General features: G+C 42.8%; 16 protein-coding genes. 2 read left to right on the top strand and 14 right to left on the bottom strand.

The features are described 5' to 3' along the window. Positions 1–64: 64 nt before the first annotated feature. The 5 genes from MSKOL_RS13985 to glpX form a co-directional block, all read right to left on the bottom strand. Positions 65–1,297: a cation diffusion facilitator family transporter gene (locus MSKOL_RS13985; protein WP_048157214.1), complete on the bottom strand. Its 1,233-nt coding sequence runs from the start codon at positions 1,295–1,297 to the stop codon at positions 65–67. A gap of 144 nt (positions 1,298–1,441) precedes the next feature. Continuing rightward, entirely contained in the window at positions 1,442–1,819 is a 378-nt protein-coding gene (locus MSKOL_RS13980; RefSeq protein ID WP_048157210.1) for a NifB/NifX family molybdenum-iron cluster-binding protein, read from the bottom strand. 387 nt (positions 1,820–2,206) lie between these two features. After that, positions 2,207–2,638 (bottom strand): NifB/NifX family molybdenum-iron cluster-binding protein, encoded by a 432-nt coding sequence (locus tag MSKOL_RS13975; RefSeq protein ID WP_048158379.1) that lies wholly within the window; start codon positions 2,636–2,638, stop codon positions 2,207–2,209. Between the two features lie 543 nt (positions 2,639–3,181). Further along, positions 3,182–4,522 carry a tRNA (N(6)-L-threonylcarbamoyladenosine(37)-C(2))-methylthiotransferase gene (locus MSKOL_RS13970; RefSeq protein ID WP_048157208.1) on the bottom strand — a complete coding sequence of 447 codons (1,341 nt, stop codon included), beginning with the start codon at positions 4,520–4,522 and terminating at the stop codon, positions 3,182–3,184. A 320-nt stretch (positions 4,523–4,842) separates the two neighbouring features. After that, positions 4,843–5,931, bottom strand: coding sequence for a class II fructose-bisphosphatase (gene glpX / locus MSKOL_RS13965; protein ID WP_048124077.1), 1,089 nt, complete (start codon positions 5,929–5,931; stop codon positions 4,843–4,845). A 491-nt stretch (positions 5,932–6,422) separates the two neighbouring features. Here glpX and MSKOL_RS13960 point away from each other — a divergent pair, with 491 nt between their 5' ends. Beyond that, a complete protein-coding gene (locus MSKOL_RS13960; RefSeq protein WP_048157207.1) occupies positions 6,423–7,154 on the top strand; it encodes a type 1 glutamine amidotransferase in 732 nt (243 codons plus the stop codon). Between the two features lie 279 nt (positions 7,155–7,433). Here the strand turns inward: MSKOL_RS13960 and cgi121 are convergent, their stop codons facing one another. From cgi121 to MSKOL_RS13940, 4 genes are all read right to left on the bottom strand, one after another. Next, complete coding sequence (gene cgi121 / locus MSKOL_RS13955; RefSeq protein WP_231592250.1) at positions 7,434–7,964, bottom strand: KEOPS complex subunit Cgi121; 531 nt, start codon at positions 7,962–7,964, stop codon at positions 7,434–7,436. A gap of 1,314 nt (positions 7,965–9,278) precedes the next feature. Beyond that, positions 9,279–10,073, bottom strand: coding sequence for a cytochrome b (locus MSKOL_RS13950; protein WP_048157204.1), 795 nt, complete (start codon positions 10,071–10,073; stop codon positions 9,279–9,281). A gap of 14 nt (positions 10,074–10,087) precedes the next feature. Further along, on the bottom strand, positions 10,088–11,893 hold the full coding sequence (locus tag MSKOL_RS13945) for a nickel-dependent hydrogenase large subunit (protein ID WP_048157202.1): 1,806 nt from the start codon (positions 11,891–11,893) through the stop codon (positions 10,088–10,090). Beyond that, positions 11,893–13,125: a hydrogenase small subunit gene (locus MSKOL_RS13940; protein WP_048157200.1), complete on the bottom strand. Its 1,233-nt coding sequence runs from the start codon at positions 13,123–13,125 to the stop codon at positions 11,893–11,895. Before MSKOL_RS13940 ends, MSKOL_RS13945 begins: the two co-directional genes overlap by 1 nt. Before the next feature lie 313 nt (positions 13,126–13,438). On the opposite strand from MSKOL_RS13940, the gene MSKOL_RS13935 reads away from it, so the two are divergent. Then, positions 13,439–14,359 carry a peptidoglycan-binding protein gene (locus MSKOL_RS13935; RefSeq protein ID WP_048157197.1) on the top strand — a complete coding sequence of 307 codons (921 nt, stop codon included), beginning with the start codon at positions 13,439–13,441 and terminating at the stop codon, positions 14,357–14,359. 369 nt (positions 14,360–14,728) lie between these two features. Here the strand turns inward: MSKOL_RS13935 and MSKOL_RS13930 are convergent, their stop codons facing one another. The 5 genes from MSKOL_RS13930 to MSKOL_RS13910 form a co-directional block, all read right to left on the bottom strand. Then, the gene (locus tag MSKOL_RS13930; RefSeq protein ID WP_231592249.1) at positions 14,729–15,262 is read right to left on the bottom strand and encodes an SRPBCC domain-containing protein; all 534 of its coding nucleotides are present in this window, start codon (positions 15,260–15,262) and stop codon (positions 14,729–14,731) included. 236 nt (positions 15,263–15,498) lie between these two features. Then, positions 15,499–15,984 (bottom strand): hydrogenase maturation protease, encoded by a 486-nt coding sequence (locus MSKOL_RS13925; protein WP_048124075.1) that lies wholly within the window; start codon positions 15,982–15,984, stop codon positions 15,499–15,501. Positions 15,985–16,075: 91 nt separating this feature from the next. Then, positions 16,076–16,840, bottom strand: a complete 765-nt coding sequence (locus MSKOL_RS13920; protein ID WP_048121880.1) for a cytochrome b — start codon at positions 16,838–16,840, stop codon at positions 16,076–16,078. Between the two features lie 25 nt (positions 16,841–16,865). Beyond that, entirely contained in the window at positions 16,866–18,641 is a 1,776-nt protein-coding gene (locus tag MSKOL_RS13915; RefSeq protein WP_048157196.1) for a nickel-dependent hydrogenase large subunit, read from the bottom strand. A gap of 7 nt (positions 18,642–18,648) precedes the next feature. Next, positions 18,649–19,809 (bottom strand): hydrogenase small subunit, encoded by a 1,161-nt coding sequence (locus MSKOL_RS13910; RefSeq protein ID WP_048121878.1) that lies wholly within the window; start codon positions 19,807–19,809, stop codon positions 18,649–18,651. Between the last annotated feature and the right edge of the window lie 72 nt (positions 19,810–19,881).

The following is a 19,881-nucleotide window of genomic DNA, read 5'->3' as shown; positions in this document are numbered from 1 at the left end:
TCCATGTTATTTCGCAGGCACTGTGATTTTCCATATTATTTTTCAGAAACTGTAATTTTCCATGTTATTTCGCAGGCACTGTGATTTCTTCAAGGTTCTGGAACCTGTCGAGGACTTCTCTGGCAGTATCTACCCCGTCGGGGATTTGAAGAATTTTGATAAAATTATCTCGGAGCATATAGTATGGGCCTTCACCGACATTTCTTACCGCAAGGACGTTTGCTTTTTCCTGAATAATCAGGTCCACGGCTTTCATGCCTCCTTTTTTCTCAGAATTAAAAAATCGGTTTTCGATAATTTGATAATCTCCAACCTTGCCCTCTTCTATCTCTACAAAGAGAAAATAAGGAGCTTTTCCAAGGTGCTCCGAAAGCTTTGCTTGAAACCCATTCTTATCAAAAACGGGAAGAGCTAACCTAAAATTTTTCCGTTGTACAGGCTTTACATTAACAACAATATGCTCCAGGTTTTCCACTTCTTTTTTAACAGCCGTTTTGATTTCCTCAGAAAGCAGCTCCACTCTTTTCAGGTCGGTTTCACCCTCAACTTCAACCGTAGCTTCCCCGAAAACCACAAGTCCGGATTTTCGGAGTTTCAGGTCTTCAAGCTCTATCAAGCCCGGGATATTGCGTATGTCTTTTTTAATTCTCTCACTTTCCTCTTCATCGAGCCAGGCATCCATCAGGGTGAGCACTGCATCCCTGGCACTTTCGATTCCCATTTTGAAGATCAAAAGAGAAATTACAATAGTACCTAAACTGTCAAGTTTCGAGACCCCCAGCATAGAGCCAAGGACTGCAACAACCACTATCATCGAAGAAAAGGCGTCCGTATAAGAATGCACTGCGTCAGCTATCAAGGACTGAGAATTGATCTTTGTCCCTACATTTCGTTTGTATATGGAAAGGACATAGATTGTAAGTACTGAAAAAACAGCCGTTGCAAGGGCAAGCCCCTGAAATTCAATCTGGGAAGTAGTATTTGCGCCTGTAAAGCCTTCCCTTAGCAGTTCAACGCCAGAAAGCAGGATTAATAGAGAAACAAAGAGAGCTATGATATTCTCTGCCTTGTAGTACCCATAAGGAAAATGCTTACTGCTTTTAAGGCTTATCTTGAGCCCAATCCAGACTGCTAGAGAGGCAAAAATATCCAGACCAGTGTGGACAGCATCAGCAAACAAGACTGTGCTTCCGGAATAAATACCCACAGCTCCTTTAAGGAAAGCAAGGAATGCAAGCGCCAGGGTTGCGTTCCTTGATGTTTTAACCCCCAGTTCCAGGTTGTCTTGCGCATTCATTTGAAGATCCGTTTTAAGTGAGTCATTTATTCATATCACAACTCAGACAATCGAATTTTTAGAAAATTGAAACTTTTCTGACACTCTCTGACAGTACTACTCTCTCTGACAGTACTACTCTCTCTGGCAGTACTTTTCGTGATTTCATTGATGGTGATGGTCGTCATGCCCATGTTCGGAGCAGGAATTCTCAGCAGTCGCGTTATGGAGCTTTCCTGCTTTCCAGGCTTTAAACGTATCCCTTACAGTGCCGCCAGCCCCCACAAAAACCTTGATTCCATAAGATTCGAACATATTGACAGCCTTGAATCCGAGTCCGCCACAGAGCATTATATCTACTCCATTTTCATGAAGGTACTCTGGAGGCAGTCCGAGTCCTCCCATGTGCTCACTGGTGTTAGGAATTACAGTTACCTGGTTGGTCTCTGTGTCTATTATGGTGTAGGTCGGAGCTTTTCCAAAATGCTGTTCAACAATTCCGTCCAGACCATTCTCATCTCTTGTAGGAATACTTACTTTCATATAATCACCTGCATTGCCTATCGTTTTATCAATTAGTGGTGTTTTTTGATTGCATTGACACATATTTTGAGATTACACAATATGTAAGTTTTTAACAAATTCTGGTGAATAATGCTGTTTTCGCAAATTATGGAAACTAATACCGTTTTTTGCAAATTCTGGTGAATAATACCGTTTTTTGCAAATTAGGGTGAATCATGCCGTTTTTTGCAAATTCTGGTGAATAATACCGTTTTTTGCAAATTCTGGTGAATAATACCGTTTTTAACAAATTGTAGGGAATAATACCGTTTTTCGCAAACAAAGGGGAATAATACCGTTTTTCACACATGGAGGAACGTGTCTTTCTCAGAAATTTTATTTTACTAACTTTATCAAGACTAAGGATTACTTGCCTCTATCTATCCCTCTTCCCATACCACCTCCTTTCATTCCCCTTCCCATGCCATTTCCTTTTTTCATTCCAGAACCAGGAGTGGTATTGGGACTGCGGATTGACTGAAGTTCTCCAGCTTTATACTGCCTGATAGCCTCCTGCACTGTACCTTTTATTCCGACTTGAACATCAATACCAAGCTCTGAGAAAATCGAAAAAGCATTGGGCCCCACTGTGCCTGTTAAGAGGACATCGACTTCTGCGTTTGCAATAATTTCTGCTGCTTTTATGCCGGTACCGCCAGAAGTGAACGCAGCGGCATTTGATATAGATTCCACATGTCTGGTCTCAGGGTTATAAATCACAAAGTAGCTGCATCTCCCAAACCTTGGGTCCACTTCGGAGTCGAGCCCCTCACCACTGGCTGTTACGCAAATGTTCATTCTTTTTACTCCACCTGTTTCCTTTGTGACCATCTATACTCAAAAGTCCTGGAATCCTATTTTCACTCATATGAGTAAAAGTATTTATACTTTTCTATGTGCCCGGGAACTTGTTGTATCTATCCTGTACCGAGCAGAATATCTGTAGAAAATAGCTTCAGAGAAAGTCCAGAATATTCAAGTTTTAAAAAAGTCCGGATCTCAAAAATCAAACCACAATAAAACCATCATGAGTTTCTTTATTAGAGCTTGAACTCAATTAGGGCTTGAACTCAATTAGAGCTTGAACTCATAGAGCCTGAACTCAATTAGAGCTTGAACTCATAGAGCCTGAACTCAATTAGAGCTTAAACTCATAGAGCTTGAACTCAATTAGAGCTTGAATTTTGGTCGTTATAGAAAAACTAGAAGCTTTCAAACTCGCATACTTCGAACTTTGGTTTTGGAAAGATAATTCTTTGAGTAGAGATTCTAAAAAATGTTATTTGAAGAAATTGAAAACAGCCATGATGAAAATTAAATATACACCTTACCTGGCATTCCCTATTGAATTTCTTCTATTTCAGAAACCGGTCGGTCTTCAATCAATTTTCCAAGGAAATATCCAGGTTTTGCAGCAACAATTTCAACATTTGCATACTGGCCAGGCTTTAGATTCGAGCCGCGTATAACAACCGGACGGTAAGCATCCGTGCGGGTGAGAATATCCCCGATTTCCGTATATTTCGAGACAAAGGCCCGACCTTTCCAGCCGATCATCGCCTGCTTGGACCCAATCTTGATTTGTTCACAGACCTTATGCAATTCATGAGAACGCTGAACTAAAATCCTGGAGTCAAGGTTCCGAAAGGAAAAGGCTTTCGTGTGCGGGCGAGGGGAATATCTTGAAATATTAACCTTTTCGGGACGGTATTTCTGTACCCATTCGACAGTTTCCTTGAACTCGTTGTCGGTTTCATCGCAGAAGCCTACAATTATGTCGGTGAAGAGGGATAAATCCTCGAAACGAGCGCGGAATTTAGTAATTATCGTGTCCACTACGTCCATTTTGTGCAGGCGGTTCATTCTCTTCAGGACCGAATGGGAAGCAGACTGGATTGGGAGGTGAAGAAGTTTGAAGACCTTGTCGGAATCAAAAGCATCTACAAGGTCATCGAGGATGGGGAGGACAGAAAATGGGTTCATCATTCCAACCCTTACTTTAAAGTCGCCTGGAATTTCCGAGATCATGCGCAGGAGTTCCGGAAGTCTGACACCCGTGTCCATTCCATACTGGCTGTCGTCCTGGGAAGTAAGCCAGATTTCCCTGCAACCCTCAGCAACAGCTGAACTGATATCTTCGACGATCTCATCCGGTGAAAAAGAGTGCAACTTGCCTCTTGCATATTTTACAATGCAGTAGGAACAGGCAAAATTGCAGCCCTGCGAGATCTGGCAGATGTGAATATTAGGGTTGGAACGCTCATGCGGAACATTGAGAAATCCCACAGGTTCGGAAGCCCGGAACTCCAGATGTTCTCCTCCGGGCAGAAATTCCTTTTTTCTCTGCTCGATTGAAGAAAGAAGCTCTCCAAGCCGAGAAATAGCATTTACCCCAAGGATATGAGCTTCGGGATTTGCATGCAGGATGTCCTCAAGCTGGACTTCAGGCATACAGCCTGAAACGATAACTTCCACGTTCTTCTCGCCCATGCTGCGAATTTTATACAGGATCTTCTGTTCCGTAGTGTATTTTACCGTACAGGAGTTGCAGATATAGACCTCTGCCTGATCGGCAGCCTCAGGGCCAAGCAGTTCATACCCCAGTCTTTCGACGCTTGCCTTCATTATTTCAGCCGAGGCCTGGCTCGCCGAACAGCCAAAACTTTCAAGATAGACTTTCATGATTTAACTCTAAACTCTATGTTTTTTAATTTCGTAATTTTGAATTTTGAAACTTTGAATTTTGAAACTTTGAATTTTGAAACTTTGAATTTTGAATTATGTATTCCTTAGTTCTGTATTTGATAATTCTGTAATCAAGTTCTGTATTTGATAATTCTGTAATCAAGTTCTGTGTTCAATAATTCTGTAATCAAGTTTTGTATTTGATAATTCTGTAATCAAGTTATGTGATCAAATTTTGTAGCCAAGTTCTGTAATCAAATTCTGTATATTCGCAAAGTCCGTGTTTTAAAAAAGATGAAAAAAGAGAATAAAAGGATTTACAGGTAGAGAGGAGTCTCCCGCTTATCCTTTATATAAATACTGTCCGTAAACCTGACAGATCCGGATGCACCCATTGAGATTGTGTGTACCCTGGCATCCCCGCTACCGAACAGATTAACTTCTCGCAGAAAATGGCCGGGAGTTACAGCTGATGCTGAAAAGATCACGTCGTTTCCTGGAACAAGCTTGTTGGTATCAAGGACATCATTGATGTTTTGAAGGGTGATTCCCATTTTTTCGAGCCTTGGCATTTTTTCTTCAATTTCTTTGTCGACCTTATCCTGGCTCTTTCCGTTTGCAACCGTGGGAAGCACAAGCCTTGCAAGGATTTTTCCGCCCAGGATTTTGATTGCAGCCGCTGTGAGTACTGCTTCACCCGAACCGCCTGCGCCCATTACCATATGAACGCCTGACCCACGGATTGCAGTTGAAACTCCGGGCATAAGGTCTCCGTCACTGATCAGCTTTACGCGGGCGCCTGCTTCCCGAATTTCGGTTATTTTCTGGGCATGCCTTGGCCGGTCAAGCACAACGACTACAAGCTCTTCAATACTTCTATCGAGGGCCTTTGCGACTATCTCAAGGTTGTACCTGACTGGGGCATCCAGGTCAATCTTTTCATCAGGGTGTTCCTCTTCGTAGCGCACTACATCTGGCCCGACAACAATCTTGTCCATATAGATATCAGGGCCGTGGAAAATTCCTCCCCTTTCAGCCATTGCCATAACTGCAACTGAGCCAGGCCCGCCATCTGCAGTAAGGTTTGTCCCTTCAAGCGGGTCGACTGCAATATCGACTTCAAGGTTTCCTTTTCCTGTTCCTACGTGCTCCCCGATATAAAGCATGGGAGCCTCATCCCTTTCTCCTTCCCCTATCTGGATTATGCCTTTCATGTCAAGTTTATTCAGCATCCTTCGCATGGCGGCAACTGCTACCTGGTCGGCAAAACTTTTGTTCCCACGCCCCATCTGGTACGCTGCGGCAATGGCAGCAGCTTCGGTCACATGAATAAGTCTGGGCAATAAATCACATTCTATAGGCCCTGAACAATCAATCATTTCCTCTACGGTTTTTGGATGAGATATAAGAATCAACTCCCATTTTCTACTTGCGAATAATCTGCTTCCTGATATGAAATCTTTTTTCGGCAATTTACTCTTTATATTTAATTGATCTCATAACACAATAGTATATTAATGAATCTATTGGCCGAATGAAGGCATATATGGAGTCATATATTTATTTATGAAGCGTTCATCACAGAAAGTCCTGTAAATAGAGGGCCTTCAAGAAGACTCCAAAATAAAGCATACAGATAAGAAGTATAAAAAAATGGCTAAAAAAGCCTGGCTTAAAACTGATGGTTAAAAAAACCTGGCTTAAAACTGATGGCTAAAAAAGTCTGGCTTAAAACTGCCAGAAATTCAGGCTCTAAAGCTTGCCTGAAACTCAATTAAGAACGCCTCATAAAACAAATAGTTGCTAGACAATTTGATTTAAACCTTACCTGAAGTACATTTAAAGTTTAATTCAAAAAGAGCAGTTTCTGCTCAATATACTTTAAGGGGAAACACCCATGAGAATTCACTGTTTACAACACCTGAAAAACGATACCCTTGGAAGTATAGGGACCTGGATAGATGAAAAAGAATATAAACTTACGAAAACCCTGCTTTACGAAAACTCTTTTTTTCCTGCCCCTGAAGAATTCGATTTGCTCCTTATAATGGGCGGCACCATGAGCATTTATCAGGAAGAGGAATATTCCTGGTTAAAACCTGAAAAAGAATTTGTGAGTAAAGTAATAGAAGCCGGCAAACCCGTGCTTGGGAGCTGTTTTGGAGCTCAGATGATTTCCGAAGTGCTTGGAGGAAAAGTTACGAAGAATCCGTATAAGGAAATCGGCTGGCATACGGTACGGTCTATAGAAGAAAATATCGAACAAAGCCCGAGCGAGCTAAAGGATTCAAAGCTTCCGTCCTGCATGTTTCCTGAGTTTACCGGTTTTATGTGGCATGGAGACACCTTTGAAATTCCAGCCGGAGCAGTGAAGCTTTTTGAAAGTGAGGCCTGCCCGAATCAGGGATTTATTTACAATGGAAATGTTCTCGGGCTACAGTTTCACCCTGAAGCCAACAGGCAGTGGGTAAGAAATCTGATCAGGGATTCAGGGCACGATCTTGTATCAGGAAAATATATCCAGTCTGAAAAGGAAATACTTGGGCAGGAAAGCTTTTTTGATAGTTCCAGGAACCTGGCCTTTTCTCTCATGAACTGGTTTGAAGAAAAATGTGGGCAAGAAAACTAAGTGGTAAAAATTACGTAGAAACAAGAAACAGAAGATTGAAGAGAACGAGAGATTGAAGAAAAATAGAAGATTGAAGAAAAAGAGAGATTGAAGAAAAAGAGAGATTGAAGAAAAAGAGAGATTGAAGAGAAACAGAAGATTGAAGAGAAAGAGCGATTGAAGAGAAACAGAAGATTGAATAAAAAGAGAGATTGAAGAGAAACAGAAGATGAAAGAAAAAGATAGATGAAAAAGAGAAGCTGAAGAGAAATTATAGACGCAGGTTCAGATTGCCCTTTTTTACTTTGCAAAATCTGCCAGCGCTACCCTCTCAATCACAAGTTCGGGAATGTGCTCTTTCCCTGAAGCTTCAATTTCAGCATCCGTGATCCCGAACACAGAAAGGATTCCCTGCTTTTTGTAATCGGAATATGCAAGCAGCTCGGAACAGGGCTTTTCAGTAATGAGTTCTTTTAATGCAGAGAGAGCCAGCACCAGATTGTCCATTTTTCCAAGAAGCACGAATACGGCATTGTTTTCCCCTTTACATAGCCCGATCGAAAAACTCCTTTCAATCTGCCTCTCTCCGGACGCATACCGCATAATCTCGATACCGGGATCGTTTGCTATGTTCCTGCCTGCAGCAATTGCCCGAAGAGCTTTTCCCACTGCAAAATGAAGGTGTCTTTCACCTGCGATCAGGTCTGCGTTCAAACCCTGGATAATGACATCATTTTCGGAAGCTATCGAATTTATTGATTTTAGAAAGCCGGAAAGATTAGGGATATTTACATTCCCGCAGATTACCTGGATTTCCCTTTGCATTGTCATAGTCCTGCCATATCGCGGGCTTTACAATAAGGATTTCGGTTGTAGAAGAAACAAAAATGGAGAGAATGAAGAAAAGATAAAAGATGGAAATAAAAGAAAAGCCGAGAACTCTCAAAAAGGGCTATAAATGATTAAACTTTTAAGAACTAACTCTACCACCATCAGCCCAAGCATTACCAAAAAGAAAAGGATTAAAAGGTTGAGAATGATCGGGTTAATTCTTCTTCGAACTTCCCCAAATCCATACATCTCAATTACCATATATAATAATGATAGATTAATATATAATCATTTACACGTTTAGAGGTAGAAGCGTAAAACCCCGAAGTCTTTAGACATCTCAAGTATAATCTCATGCTCATATATCCGATTTCACCTACGGAACGCGGGGCTAGAGCCTGTATGACTTGTCAACATTGGTTGGAAGGATGACTCAGGAAGCCGCTAAATCTTTAGTTTAGCGGTAGTTCACATGCTTAACAAATACATACTATCTGCATTATACACTAACTGCATTATACATTATCTGCTTTTGTTATCAGTGTTCACCTGTCACTCTTTTTTGCTCGTCCTCATCAATTACTTTGACAAAGTGCCTATCTGAGAGATCTTCTTTTCCGGACCAGAAGATTGCCTTATGATATTTCCATGAGTCTGGATCAAGCTCAAGGATTCCTACATGAATTATAAATTCAAGTAGGACTTACGGCACTTGAGGAACAAAATCAATTACGTCAAAGACTGTGGATTAAAGTCACGTTTTAAACAGTTGGCGGTCTAATGCTGTTGATTCTTCAGTTCAACTGCGTAAGTCCTATTCAAGGACGAAACAGTAAGCTGCAAGCAGATGTAAAAAGCGGATTCTCGATTTCGGGATCGTTTGCTATGTTCCTGCCCGCAGCAATTGCCCAAAGAGCTTTTCCCACTGCAAAATGAAGGTGCCTTTCTCCTGCGAAGGTCGGCGTTCAAACCCTGGATAATGACATCGTTTTCGGAAGCGATCGAATTTATTGATTTTAGAAAGCCGGAAAGATTCGGGATATTTATGTTCTCGCAGATTACCTGGATTTCCTTTGCATTATCATAGTCCTGCCATGTAGCGGGCTTTACAATAGGATTTCGGTTGTATGAAGAGCTTCAATGACTTTAAGGCAATACCATCATTTCCCATTAATGGGCTTCCGCAGCCAGGGACACGTATCGGAGCATTTAGTATGACATGTTTTACTCATACAAAAAAGAGTTAAAAAGGTGTACAGGCTTTTCAAAAATTCCTATACTACCTTAAATTTAATAATTTTCCTTAAGAGATTTTCAAGGCCTTTCCTTTGTAGGTAAATACTTTGTTTTAGCTGTGATAACCTCGGAATAATGAGTATCTGAAAGATCTTCTTTTCCTGACCAAAAAATTGCCTTGTGATATTTCCAGGTGTAAGGGTCAAATTCAATAATTCCTACATGAACCACCAGTTCAAAGACAAACCAGTAAGCTGCAAGCAGATGTAATAATCGGAGTAAACCCAAAGCATTGATATTGAAAAAGGACGCAAAATACCAGGTTACGGAAAGTATCCATGCCGCAATGGGAATTCCGAAAGGAGACCAGTCAAGGTTGTAAAGCACTACTCCTGTAATTGCTACAATAACAATTGCTATACTCTCAAGGACAATCAGTATTTTCATCACAGGATGGAGTTTAGTCTCGTAGTGACCAGTAGTTTCATCATAGATACTAAATGCCGGATACCTGCCTTTTCCAAAAAAATTCTTTATTATGTCAATGAACCGTTCTGCATCAGCTTTTCCGAAAATGTAAGAGTCCTTAAAATGCACGGTCCTGTCTCTGACACTGCATCTTTCTTCTTTGCAGGAAAAAAGGTTGTATGGGACCAGAATCCAATTTGCAACCAGGAAAAAAGGCACAGCAATCATATGCCAGGTTCGGGCTGTTTGAAAAGCCATGAAACCCCAACCAAAGTAGATTTTGAATCCCGTAATAAGCAGGATAAACAGGGTAACAAGATGAACCAGATGAGTAACCCGCTCAAGCCACGTATAACGTTCAACAATTACACTTCTGGAAGCAGGTCTTTGAGCAGATCGTACCATACTTTCAACCTCCTTCAAAGTACCTTGATTATATAGTCCGGGTGCTTTCCGGTTTTATCAATCGTAGTTTTATCAATTGTATGAACTGCACATGCCAGGCAGGGATCGTAAGACCGGGCTGTATGCAGAATTCCAAGAGGATTTGAATAATCCACCCCAAGTGCATTTTCGGCAGCCGAGATTTTGGTGCCTATTAGGGCCTGTTCAACAGGGCTTGGGATTCCCTGCGAATTCCTTGGAGCAAGGTTCCAGGTGCTCGGAACCACAGCCTGGTAAAGAGTTACCATAGAATCCGAATCTGTAGCAATCCAGTGCCCCAGTGCCCCTCGCGGAGCTTCCCATAAACCCATTCCTGTGGAACTCTTTGCCATGGAAAGATCGGTATGCACAGCAACCTTTCCGCCTGCCTGAAGGTCCTGCGTGAGCCATTTTATAAGTTCCGGGACCACTACAAGAATTTCCTGCATCCTTGCAATCATGCGGGTATAGTTGTTGACAGGATAGTAGCCGTTATCCTGAAAGGTTTTTACCAATCCCGTAACAAGAGGTTCTCCCATAATCACCATACGGGCAAGAGGGCCGACTTCACACGGAATGCCGTCATAATGAGGGGCTTTTGCCCACGAGTAACGGCTCTTCGATCCTTTTGTATAATCAATATTTTCGGGATTCCCTTCCGGAACCGTAACCCCATTCCAGGGAGGACGATCGTTTACATCGTCAATGTAAAAGGAGTGGCTAATACTTTCTGAGATCTTCCTGTAGTCAAATTTTTCAAGCTTGAAATATCCATTCATATAGCCGGAGGGAATAACTCTGCTATCAGCAGGACTTGTAGGGTCATATCCATCTCCTTTCTCGGGCTTAAAGAAAACTCCGTAGGAAAGAAAACCAATCTTATCGGGATCTTTGTAAGTCCCTGCAAGGTCCATTTTCATACTGATAGGCAGGCCGAGAAGTTTTTCTCCTATAAGCTCCGAGCCAAAAGCCGCAAAGAGAGGGACGTCTCCCCAGCCAGCCGAGTGTGAGAAGTCCTTACTGTCAAGGGATTTATTCAGAAGTTCTTGCAGGTGATTAAGAACGAAATTAGCAGCCTTTTGAGGAGAAGAAGCTCTGTAAGTATTTTCAATCCAGGTATCGGGAGAGACCCCAAGAGTAAATGCTTTAACAAACTCCATCGTTTTCGTGACATAGCTTAGAATTTGCCCGATATCAGCAACCGTCGGAGAATAAACTACACCTCCAACATGCTGAAGAACCGGATGGGGCATCTTGCTAGCTATTAAAGAAATGGCTTCGTGCAAGCGGCGAAATTCCACTATAGCGCCCAGATAGGACGAGCCTGCCGGATAACTGGCACCGTCAATCTGATAAATCAAAGGTGCAAAACGCCCCTGAAGTTCTTTCCAGACTGAATTTCCAACATCACCGTATTTTGCCAGGATGTCACGGTAAGCTGAGTTTGCAAGGTCAGGGGCCCAGAGCACGTAGACGTGTGCTGCATGGCTGGCTATGTAATTCAGAGCCTGCTGGATGTTTCGCATTAAAAGACCGTTTTTGGGAACCTCACCTGCGACTCCAAAAAGTTCATCGAGGGCATTTGCTGCAGCTATGCCGTGGCTAACCGGACAGACCCCGCAGATCCTCTGGGACAGAAGTGCTGCATCCCTGGGGTCCTGGCGCTGCAGGAGACGTTCAAAACCCCTTAACTGCAAACCGTTACTCTGTGCATCAGTAATTACGCCTTCTCCATTGACTTCGGTATTGATCCTGTAGTGCCCTTCAATTCTCGAAACAGGATCAACAGTGACCTGTACCATTATTTTTCACCTCCGGCTTCCTCTATGGGTTTCTCTCCGGTTTCTTCTGGAGTGCTTTCTTCGGCAAAGCCTGCCTCGTCTTCAGGTCTTTTCATGGCAGTTCTCCTTACAGCATGAGCCCCTGCAGCAAGTAGCGCGCCTCCGATTGCCACGCCCGCTATAGTAGTGATATTCGTACCTACAATTCCTGTCTTCTCAATTTCCACAAAAAAAGGCCTGGTGCTATCAGGGAAGCCCGGCTGGACGCAGCCAATACAGGGAGATCCTGCCTGAGGACAGTAATTGAGATGGCCGTTCCAGTTGCGAGTAGCACAGTCTGCATGGGTATAGGGTCCCTTGCACCCCAGTTTCCATAGGCACTTCGGCCCACCTACTGTAAGCTCAAACTCTCCACGGTCATAGTACCCGCGACGAGAACAATTATCATGAATAACGTGGTCAGGCGGGAAGAAAACCTTTGGACGTTTCCAGTGGTCCAGGACATTAGGCAAATCATCAGGTATCTTTATCTTTCCCAAAACAACTGCACCTATTGTCAAAAAAACCCAGTCTGGATGAGTAGGGCAACCAGTAAGATTAATTACAGGCTTTTCGATGCCAAGAAGATCTAAAATCCCCTTTGAAGCATCTTCCATAGTAAAAGCAACCCCACGTGGGTCCATAAGTTCGACTATATCACTCTTAGCAGAGTTCACCCCACCGTTAGTCGCACAATTCCCAATTGCAACAATTGCTAAAGCGTTTTTAGCAGCTTTCGCGTAAATCTCTTTATAGGTTCTTCCTCCCAGCATGAGATATTTCCCGGAACCTTGAGGTCCGTTCGAAATTGCTCCTTCGGAGACCAGAACATAATCTTTTTCCCTTCCCAGGATCTCATCCAGTACAATCTCTGAATTAAGATCACTGGTATTTGCGAGCTTCCCATCTACGAAAATCCCCTGCTGCATCATTAAAACTTCATGATAGAGAAGTTTGAGATTGTACTCCTGAAGGAATTCGATGATATCAGGAGATCCTCCGTCCAGCATTGATATGGTACAGCCACTATCCATTACTCCGTGAAGCCATACAACTTTAGTTTCAGAAAACTCAAGAGCTTTTGCTATATCGTTTTTATACGTTTGTAAAAACAGTGAAGCTCCTAATACCCCCACAGCTTTTATAAATGCCCGCCTATCCATTTTCATGAAATCGAGATTTTTAAACTTTTCAAGTAAGTCGTCATTATCCATTCCACTTCCCCCCATGTTACAAATAATTATATCTAAATATATATAAAAAATAGAGTCCAATATATTAAAGACTATCATATCTATAAAAGACTAACAAATCTTCAATAACCCGCGTTACAGGTAACTCCTTTACTTTGCAATAGCAGGAGATCGTTTAAATTAAATTTAAGTCATTTAATAAATATAATTTTTCTAAAAACTTATATATTTTAATATCACTACTTTATTTATTGAAATTTTAAGGCTAGTAACGTTTAGTGATAACGCTGCATATTTCAGGGAAAAGTTGTGCGGCAAATATGGGGGATAGAATATGACTATTGGGGATGGTCACGACTTAAGGTCGTCGAGATTTGCAGGTGATGAAGTTCTGGAGGGCTGCTATGACAAAGAAAGAGTTCTCCAGAGAGGAGATAGCGGCTCTGCGGTAAGGAAAGTTCAACAGGCTTTAATATTTTTGGATTTTCCAGTGCCTGAAGTTGGAGCCAATGGTATTTTTGGCGGGGAAACCGAACTTGCGGTTAGAAGTTACCAGGAGTCAAGAGGCCTGAAAGTTGATGGTATAATAGGGTCAGAGACTATAGGAAGTCTTGATGAGGAATTTTTCGCGGGCGCCCGGAAGCCTTCGGTTTCACCAGTAACTGAGCCGCAGGTATCAGAAATTTCTGCTCCATTATTCCCGGAATCTCCTGTTCGATCACCAAGAGCATCTCCGGTTGGACCGGTAAGAGCACCTGAAGTCCCGCCAGTAGAGATGCCACGTGCTCCGAGAGTAGGGGCTCCTGCGGTTAAAATACCACAACCTCCTGAAGCACCGGTAGCGGGACCTCCAATCCTGAAAACCCAGGCAGTTCCGCTTGACCAAAAGCCTGTGCATGTAACTAGACCCATAACTCCACCTATGACCAGACTACCCCCTACGGTTGATAGTAAGGGACGTAAATTCCATACTGCAGGAACCTGGAGTGGGAGTAGTTCTTCTTTTGAAGCTGAAGCTGGAAAATCGGTACGTCTCGAAGTAAGTAACCTGAATGTTAAGGAATCAAGTATTATGATAAAAACAAATACAGGGGAAGCAAAAGAATCTATACTTTTGCCTGATACTCTTGTAAATTTTGAATTCTCTGCGATAACAGAGCCTTTTATATGGAGATTTTACATCGAAACCGATAGTGAAGACTCTTTGATTGAATGGAAACTCTATAGCAACTGGGTGCCTGGAAAATCCGAGTAACCGTAAAGGGAAAAGAGCCTTACTAATATAAACAGTTTTAAATGGAAGTTTCAATAAAAAGAGATATATACTAACCTGAAAGGATAATAAAAAAGATGATATTTAAAATTTAGAGATCTGTTTCGAAAAATCTGTTGATTAAAGGAATCGGTTCTTGGGCCCTTGACCCCGATTGTATAAATTTTTTCTGGGCTCGTAGCTCCGTTTGGAAACACACCCTGAGAAACAGAAACCTCACTTTTTCTTTTTCCGGAATTATATCCGGTTCTTTTTCTAGAGTTTCGTCTAGCAGGGGCTTGAAATTTAACTTATTTGTCCAGCAGGGGCTTGAAATTTAACTTATTTGTCCAGCAGGATTTCAGGCTTAGCTTAGTTTGCCTGCTCCACGCGCTCTTTAAGTGCCAGATTCATCATACTAAAATTCCGTTTAGTATTGCCAAGCAGGGAACCCGAAAACGGCACCAAAAGCCCGTTAAATGTCTCTCGCTGAATCAGACGCACTCGGTTCTCACCAGCTGGCTCTATTACAAAACTGTGCTCACCATCGAATATCCCAGGAATTAACAGATGACCGATCCAGCGCAGCTCTCTTTCTGGCTGAATGACAAGAATAGTTGGCCGAATTGTCATAACACGGTCGCCTAGATGAATTTGAATTGTTAATTTCTCACCTGGACTGGAAACTCCGGTCACCTCACGGATAAACGGATTCCACTGTGGGTATGCCCCGAAATCAGTAAGCGCTTGCCATACCCTGGCAGCCGGTGCGTTGATGATAACTTCGGTCTCGAGATTCTTCTGAGTAATAGAGGTATTTGCAGCAACAAGCGTTGCTACATAGAAAATTGCTCCAAAAGAAAGTATTTTAAGTACTACTTGACGAAGGAATCGTGAAATATTCACACCCCGGAATTATAAATTCTTTCTAATATATTATATTCAAATGGGCCTTTTACCAGATATAAATTACTGTAGAAGGAAAGAATTGAAATTAATAAAATAGCAAATATGGGGCAAAATATAAACTAAAAACAGAGGGCAAAGCCAAAATTAAAAAAGGGAAAAAACAGAACTAAAAAGTGGGGAAAATTTGGGAAAATTGAACAAAACAAAAATTAAAGTAAATAGTAAAAATAAAATTAAAGTGAAGAAAAGACCTCTTCCTTGATGAGCTTTATGGCTTTATCCACACCTTTAAGGACATCTGGACTGATTTCCAGCGTAGCTTCCGTGACAATCGATCCGATTTCAATCCCAATGACCACAATTTCTGGAAGTTCTTGGACCTGTTCTCCTATTTTCAATACATCTGTAATTGTCAGGTCATGTACTGAAACCAGGGGGTGAAACTCTACGCCTTCAAGTAATTCCTTCCCTTCTATATGGTGTACTGAACCTGGAGGGCTGTTAGCCAGAATTGCATCAACTATGATGACTTTCCTGGCGTCATCGAGAAGATTTAGAAGGTCAAGCCCGCAGACCCCTGCATCCATGATATCGATATCCTTGAGGTCTTTAAGTTCTGATTCTTGAAGAACCTCAATGACTTTGAGGCCAACACCATCGTTTCCCATTAACGGGCTTCCGCAGCCAAGGATGCGTATAGGAGCATTTAGTATAGACATATTTTCACTCAAAAAAGCAGTTAAAAAGGTATACAGGCTTTTCAAAAATGCCTGTACTACCTTAAATTTGATATTTTTCTTTATGATATTTTCACGGCTTTTCCTTTGTAGGGTAATAAGCTGGGAGAACCTCAGAATAATGAGTATCTCTCAGATCCTCTTTTCCTGTCAGGAAGATAGCTTTATAGTACTTCCAGACATGAGGATCGAATTCCAGAATACCCACGTGAACTACAAGTTCAAAAACAAACCAGTAAGTCATCAGCAGGTGAAGTACCCTGAGGAATTCCAGAGGAGACAGGTTGAATAACGGCGAAATAAAGCCTGTTATAGTCAGTATCCATGAGGCTATTGGGAGGCCGAAAAGTGACCAGTCGAGCTTGTAAAGCACAACACCTGAAACCGCGATTAAGAAGATTGCTGTACCTTCAAGCACGATCAGGATCTTCATTAAGGGATGAAGTTTGGTCTTGTAGTGGCCAGTAGTTTCATCATATATACTGAATGCCGGATATCTGCCTTTCCTGAAGAAGTTACCAATTATACCGCCAAAGCGAGCTGCATCCTTAGGGCCGAAAATATAATGGTCCGTAAAGTGCGAGATCTTTCCCATAAACCCATGACCTTCAGAGAAGATGTTGTAAGGAATAAGGATCCAGTTCACTGCAAGCAGGAATGGGACCGCTATCATGTGAAGACCGCGGGCGGTATGGAAACTCATAAATTCCCATCCCATATAGATCTTTAACCCGGTAATGATGAGCACTAACATTGCAACAGCGTGGACAGTATGAGCTATCCTGTCAGTTACTGTATAGCGCTCAACAATCATCGGCTTGTCGCCTTTAGATTTCATTGTGGGTCATCTCCCTGTACTATACTTAGAGGATTCTTAGTGTATTTGGAGCGTTTTTCCCAGTCAGGTCAATGGTGTGGACTGCACATGAAATGCAAGGATCGTAGGACCTTCCCATATGGAAAATGCCAACTGGATTGGTATAATCGACATCTCCAACTGTATTGATTTTTGAACCAATGAGAGACTGTTCGAGTGGGCCAGGAATTCCTTTGCTGTCTCTTGGGGACATCAACCAGCTACCCGGAACTATACACTGATAGTTGGTAACTTTTCCATCGCTGCCAGCAGAGATCCAGTGACCAAGAGCTCCACGAGGTGCTTCCCACAGGCCCATTCCAGAATTATTTTTAGCTGTATTAAGGTCTATAGGCACGGAAATCTTGCCGTTGGGGTTGTAATCAACTGTTACCCAGTTGAGAAGTTCATATGCGAGAATTGCAGTTTCCTGCATACGAGCCAGCATCCTGGTGTAAACGTTAGCTGCAGAGTAACCATTCTCAGCGAAAGCCTGAGCCAGACCTGTTACTAGAGGCTCTTTTATATTTAGCATGCGTGCAAGAGGCCCGACTTCACCGGCCTTTCCGTCATATCTCGGAGCCTTGTCCCAGCTGTATTGGCTGTTTGAACCGCCTGTGTAAACGATTTTATTTGGATCAGTATATGGAACGGTTTCACCTTTTGCTGGTGCGAGGTCATTGGAACTGTTCTGGTAGAAGGAGTGAGCAGTACTCTCAGTAATCTTTTCCGGATCAAATTTCTGGTATTCGAGCTTTCCTGTTACCACACCTGAGGTGAAAATACGGTCTCCTGCTGGGCTCTTCGGGTCGTATCCGTCTTTGTACTTGTAGTATCCGCCATATGAAACGAAGCAGATCTTTGCTGGGTCCTTGTACCCACCGATTGTATCATGTTTAAGGCTTGCTGGAAGACCGAGAATCTTTTCTCCTACAAGTTCTGAACCAAAAGCTGCATAGAATTCCACATCTCCCCAACCTGCATCTTTGGAGAAGTCATTTGAAGTCGATGTTTTATTATAAAGGTCAGTCAGGTGTTCAGTAACAAAGCTTACTGCTTTTTGAGGAGAGCTTGCCTGATAGGTATTTTTGATCCAGGTATTGAAATCAACTTTCAGGGTATGTTTGGACACGAAGTCCATAACCTGTAGATAGTAAGTAGAAAGTTTGGTTATATCTGCAACAGTAGCCGGGTAGGTATATCCACCTGGATAAAGGGATGAAGGACCGGGCATTCTACCGGCAATAAGTGCGATAGCCTCCGCAAGGCGTTTCTTTTCAGGGATCGCTGCAAGATAGGAACTTCCCGCAGGTACAGCCACACCATCCATCTTGTAGCTGATTGGGGCAAACCTTCCAACCATTTCTTTCCAGACTGCGTTTCCGGTGTCTCCAAGTGTTGTAAGTACCTTCTTGTACGCTGGATTTGCAAGGTCAGGACCAAAGAGGACATATATATGAGTTGCATGGCTTGCAACCATATTCAGGCCCTGGAAAATGTTCCTCATCATCAGAGCGTCTTTTGGAACGCTTTCGGCCACGCCATAAAGATCGTCTAGAGCGTTTGTAGCTGTCAATCCATGAGCAAGAGGACAGACACCACAAATTCTCTGAGTAAGAAAAGCTGCATCTCTTGGATCCTGGTTCTGCAGAATGCGTTCAAAACCCCTGAATATAAGAGAAGATGACTGGGCATCGGTAATAACACCGTCAGCACCTACTTCAGTGGATATGCGCTGGTGACCTTCAATTCTAGTTAAGGGATCAACTGTAACGTTTACCATTTTTCACTCACTCTCCTTTTCCCATTCTCCTAACAGCATGTACGCCTGCTGCAACTGCAGCTGCTCCAACTGCAACTTTGGCTACTGTATCAATGTTTGTTCCGGCAACTCCTACATCTTCACGTTCAACGTACAGGGGTCTTGAGGAGTCTGGGAAGCCTGGCTCAACACAGGCAATACAGGGGCCGCCTGCCTGAGTACACATGCTTACTGAACCGTTCCACCTGCGGATTCCACAGTCTGCATGGGCGTAAGGAGCTTTGCATCCAAGTTTCCACAGGCACCCTGGCCCACCAATCTCTTCATCAAGCTCTCCGCGGTCGTAGTATCCACGGCGGGGGCAGTTGTCATGCACAACATGGTCTGGAGGGAAGAAGACTTTTGGCCTGTTATACTCGTCCAGAACGGCAGAAAGGTCATCTGGGATCTTAATCTTACCAAGAATAACTGCGCCCAGGGTAAGGAGTACCCAATCAGGGTGAGCCGGACAACCAGGAATATTGATTACGGGCTTATCAATGCCAAGTTCTTTAAGCATACCTTTTGATGCCTCGGTTTTTGAAAATGCTACTCCTCTGTAGTCAGTGTCCTTGGCAACATCGCTTTCTGCATTGGTAATTCCTCCCCAACAGGCACAGGCTCCAACTGCAACGACAGCTGCAGCATTCTTTGCAGCCTCTCCAAGGGTCTGCTTGAAAGGCTTGTTTCCAATAACCAGGTAGCGGCCTGAACCATCCGGACCGTTTGGAATTCCGCCTTCAACGACCAGAATATAGTTGCCTTCTTTATAAATTTCTTCCTGGAGAATTTCGGAGTTAAGCTCAGCGGTGTTTACAAGCTTACCATCATTCCAAATTCCCTGCTGTGCACAAAGAGTCTCATGGTAAGCAAGATTGACATTAAGCTTTTCTAGTGCTTGTACAAGGTCAGGATTACCTGCATTTAAGACCGATTCGGAACAGCCGGTACATTCGGAACCGTGGATCCAAAGAAGCTTGGTCTCTGCGAGTTCAAGCGCACTTACAATCTCAGATTTATATGTGCCAAGGAATGTAGCTGCACCCATTGCACCTAACGCTTTCATGAAAGTGCGTCGATCCATTTTTAAGAAGTCCACACTGTCCAGTGTACGGACAAGATTTTTTATTCCAGTACTCATCTCTACCACATCTTGATTTTACCCAAATTATACATCCGAAAGAAAATTTTGAATAATTGTCCACAGTAATTATATAAATAC

Origin of the sequence: Methanosarcina sp. Kolksee (assembly GCF_000969945.1) — an archaeon.
In the GTDB taxonomy this organism is placed as follows: Archaea; Halobacteriota; Methanosarcinia; order Methanosarcinales; family Methanosarcinaceae; genus Methanosarcina; species Methanosarcina vacuolata.
This window is presented reverse-complemented; position numbering and strand designations above follow the sequence as displayed.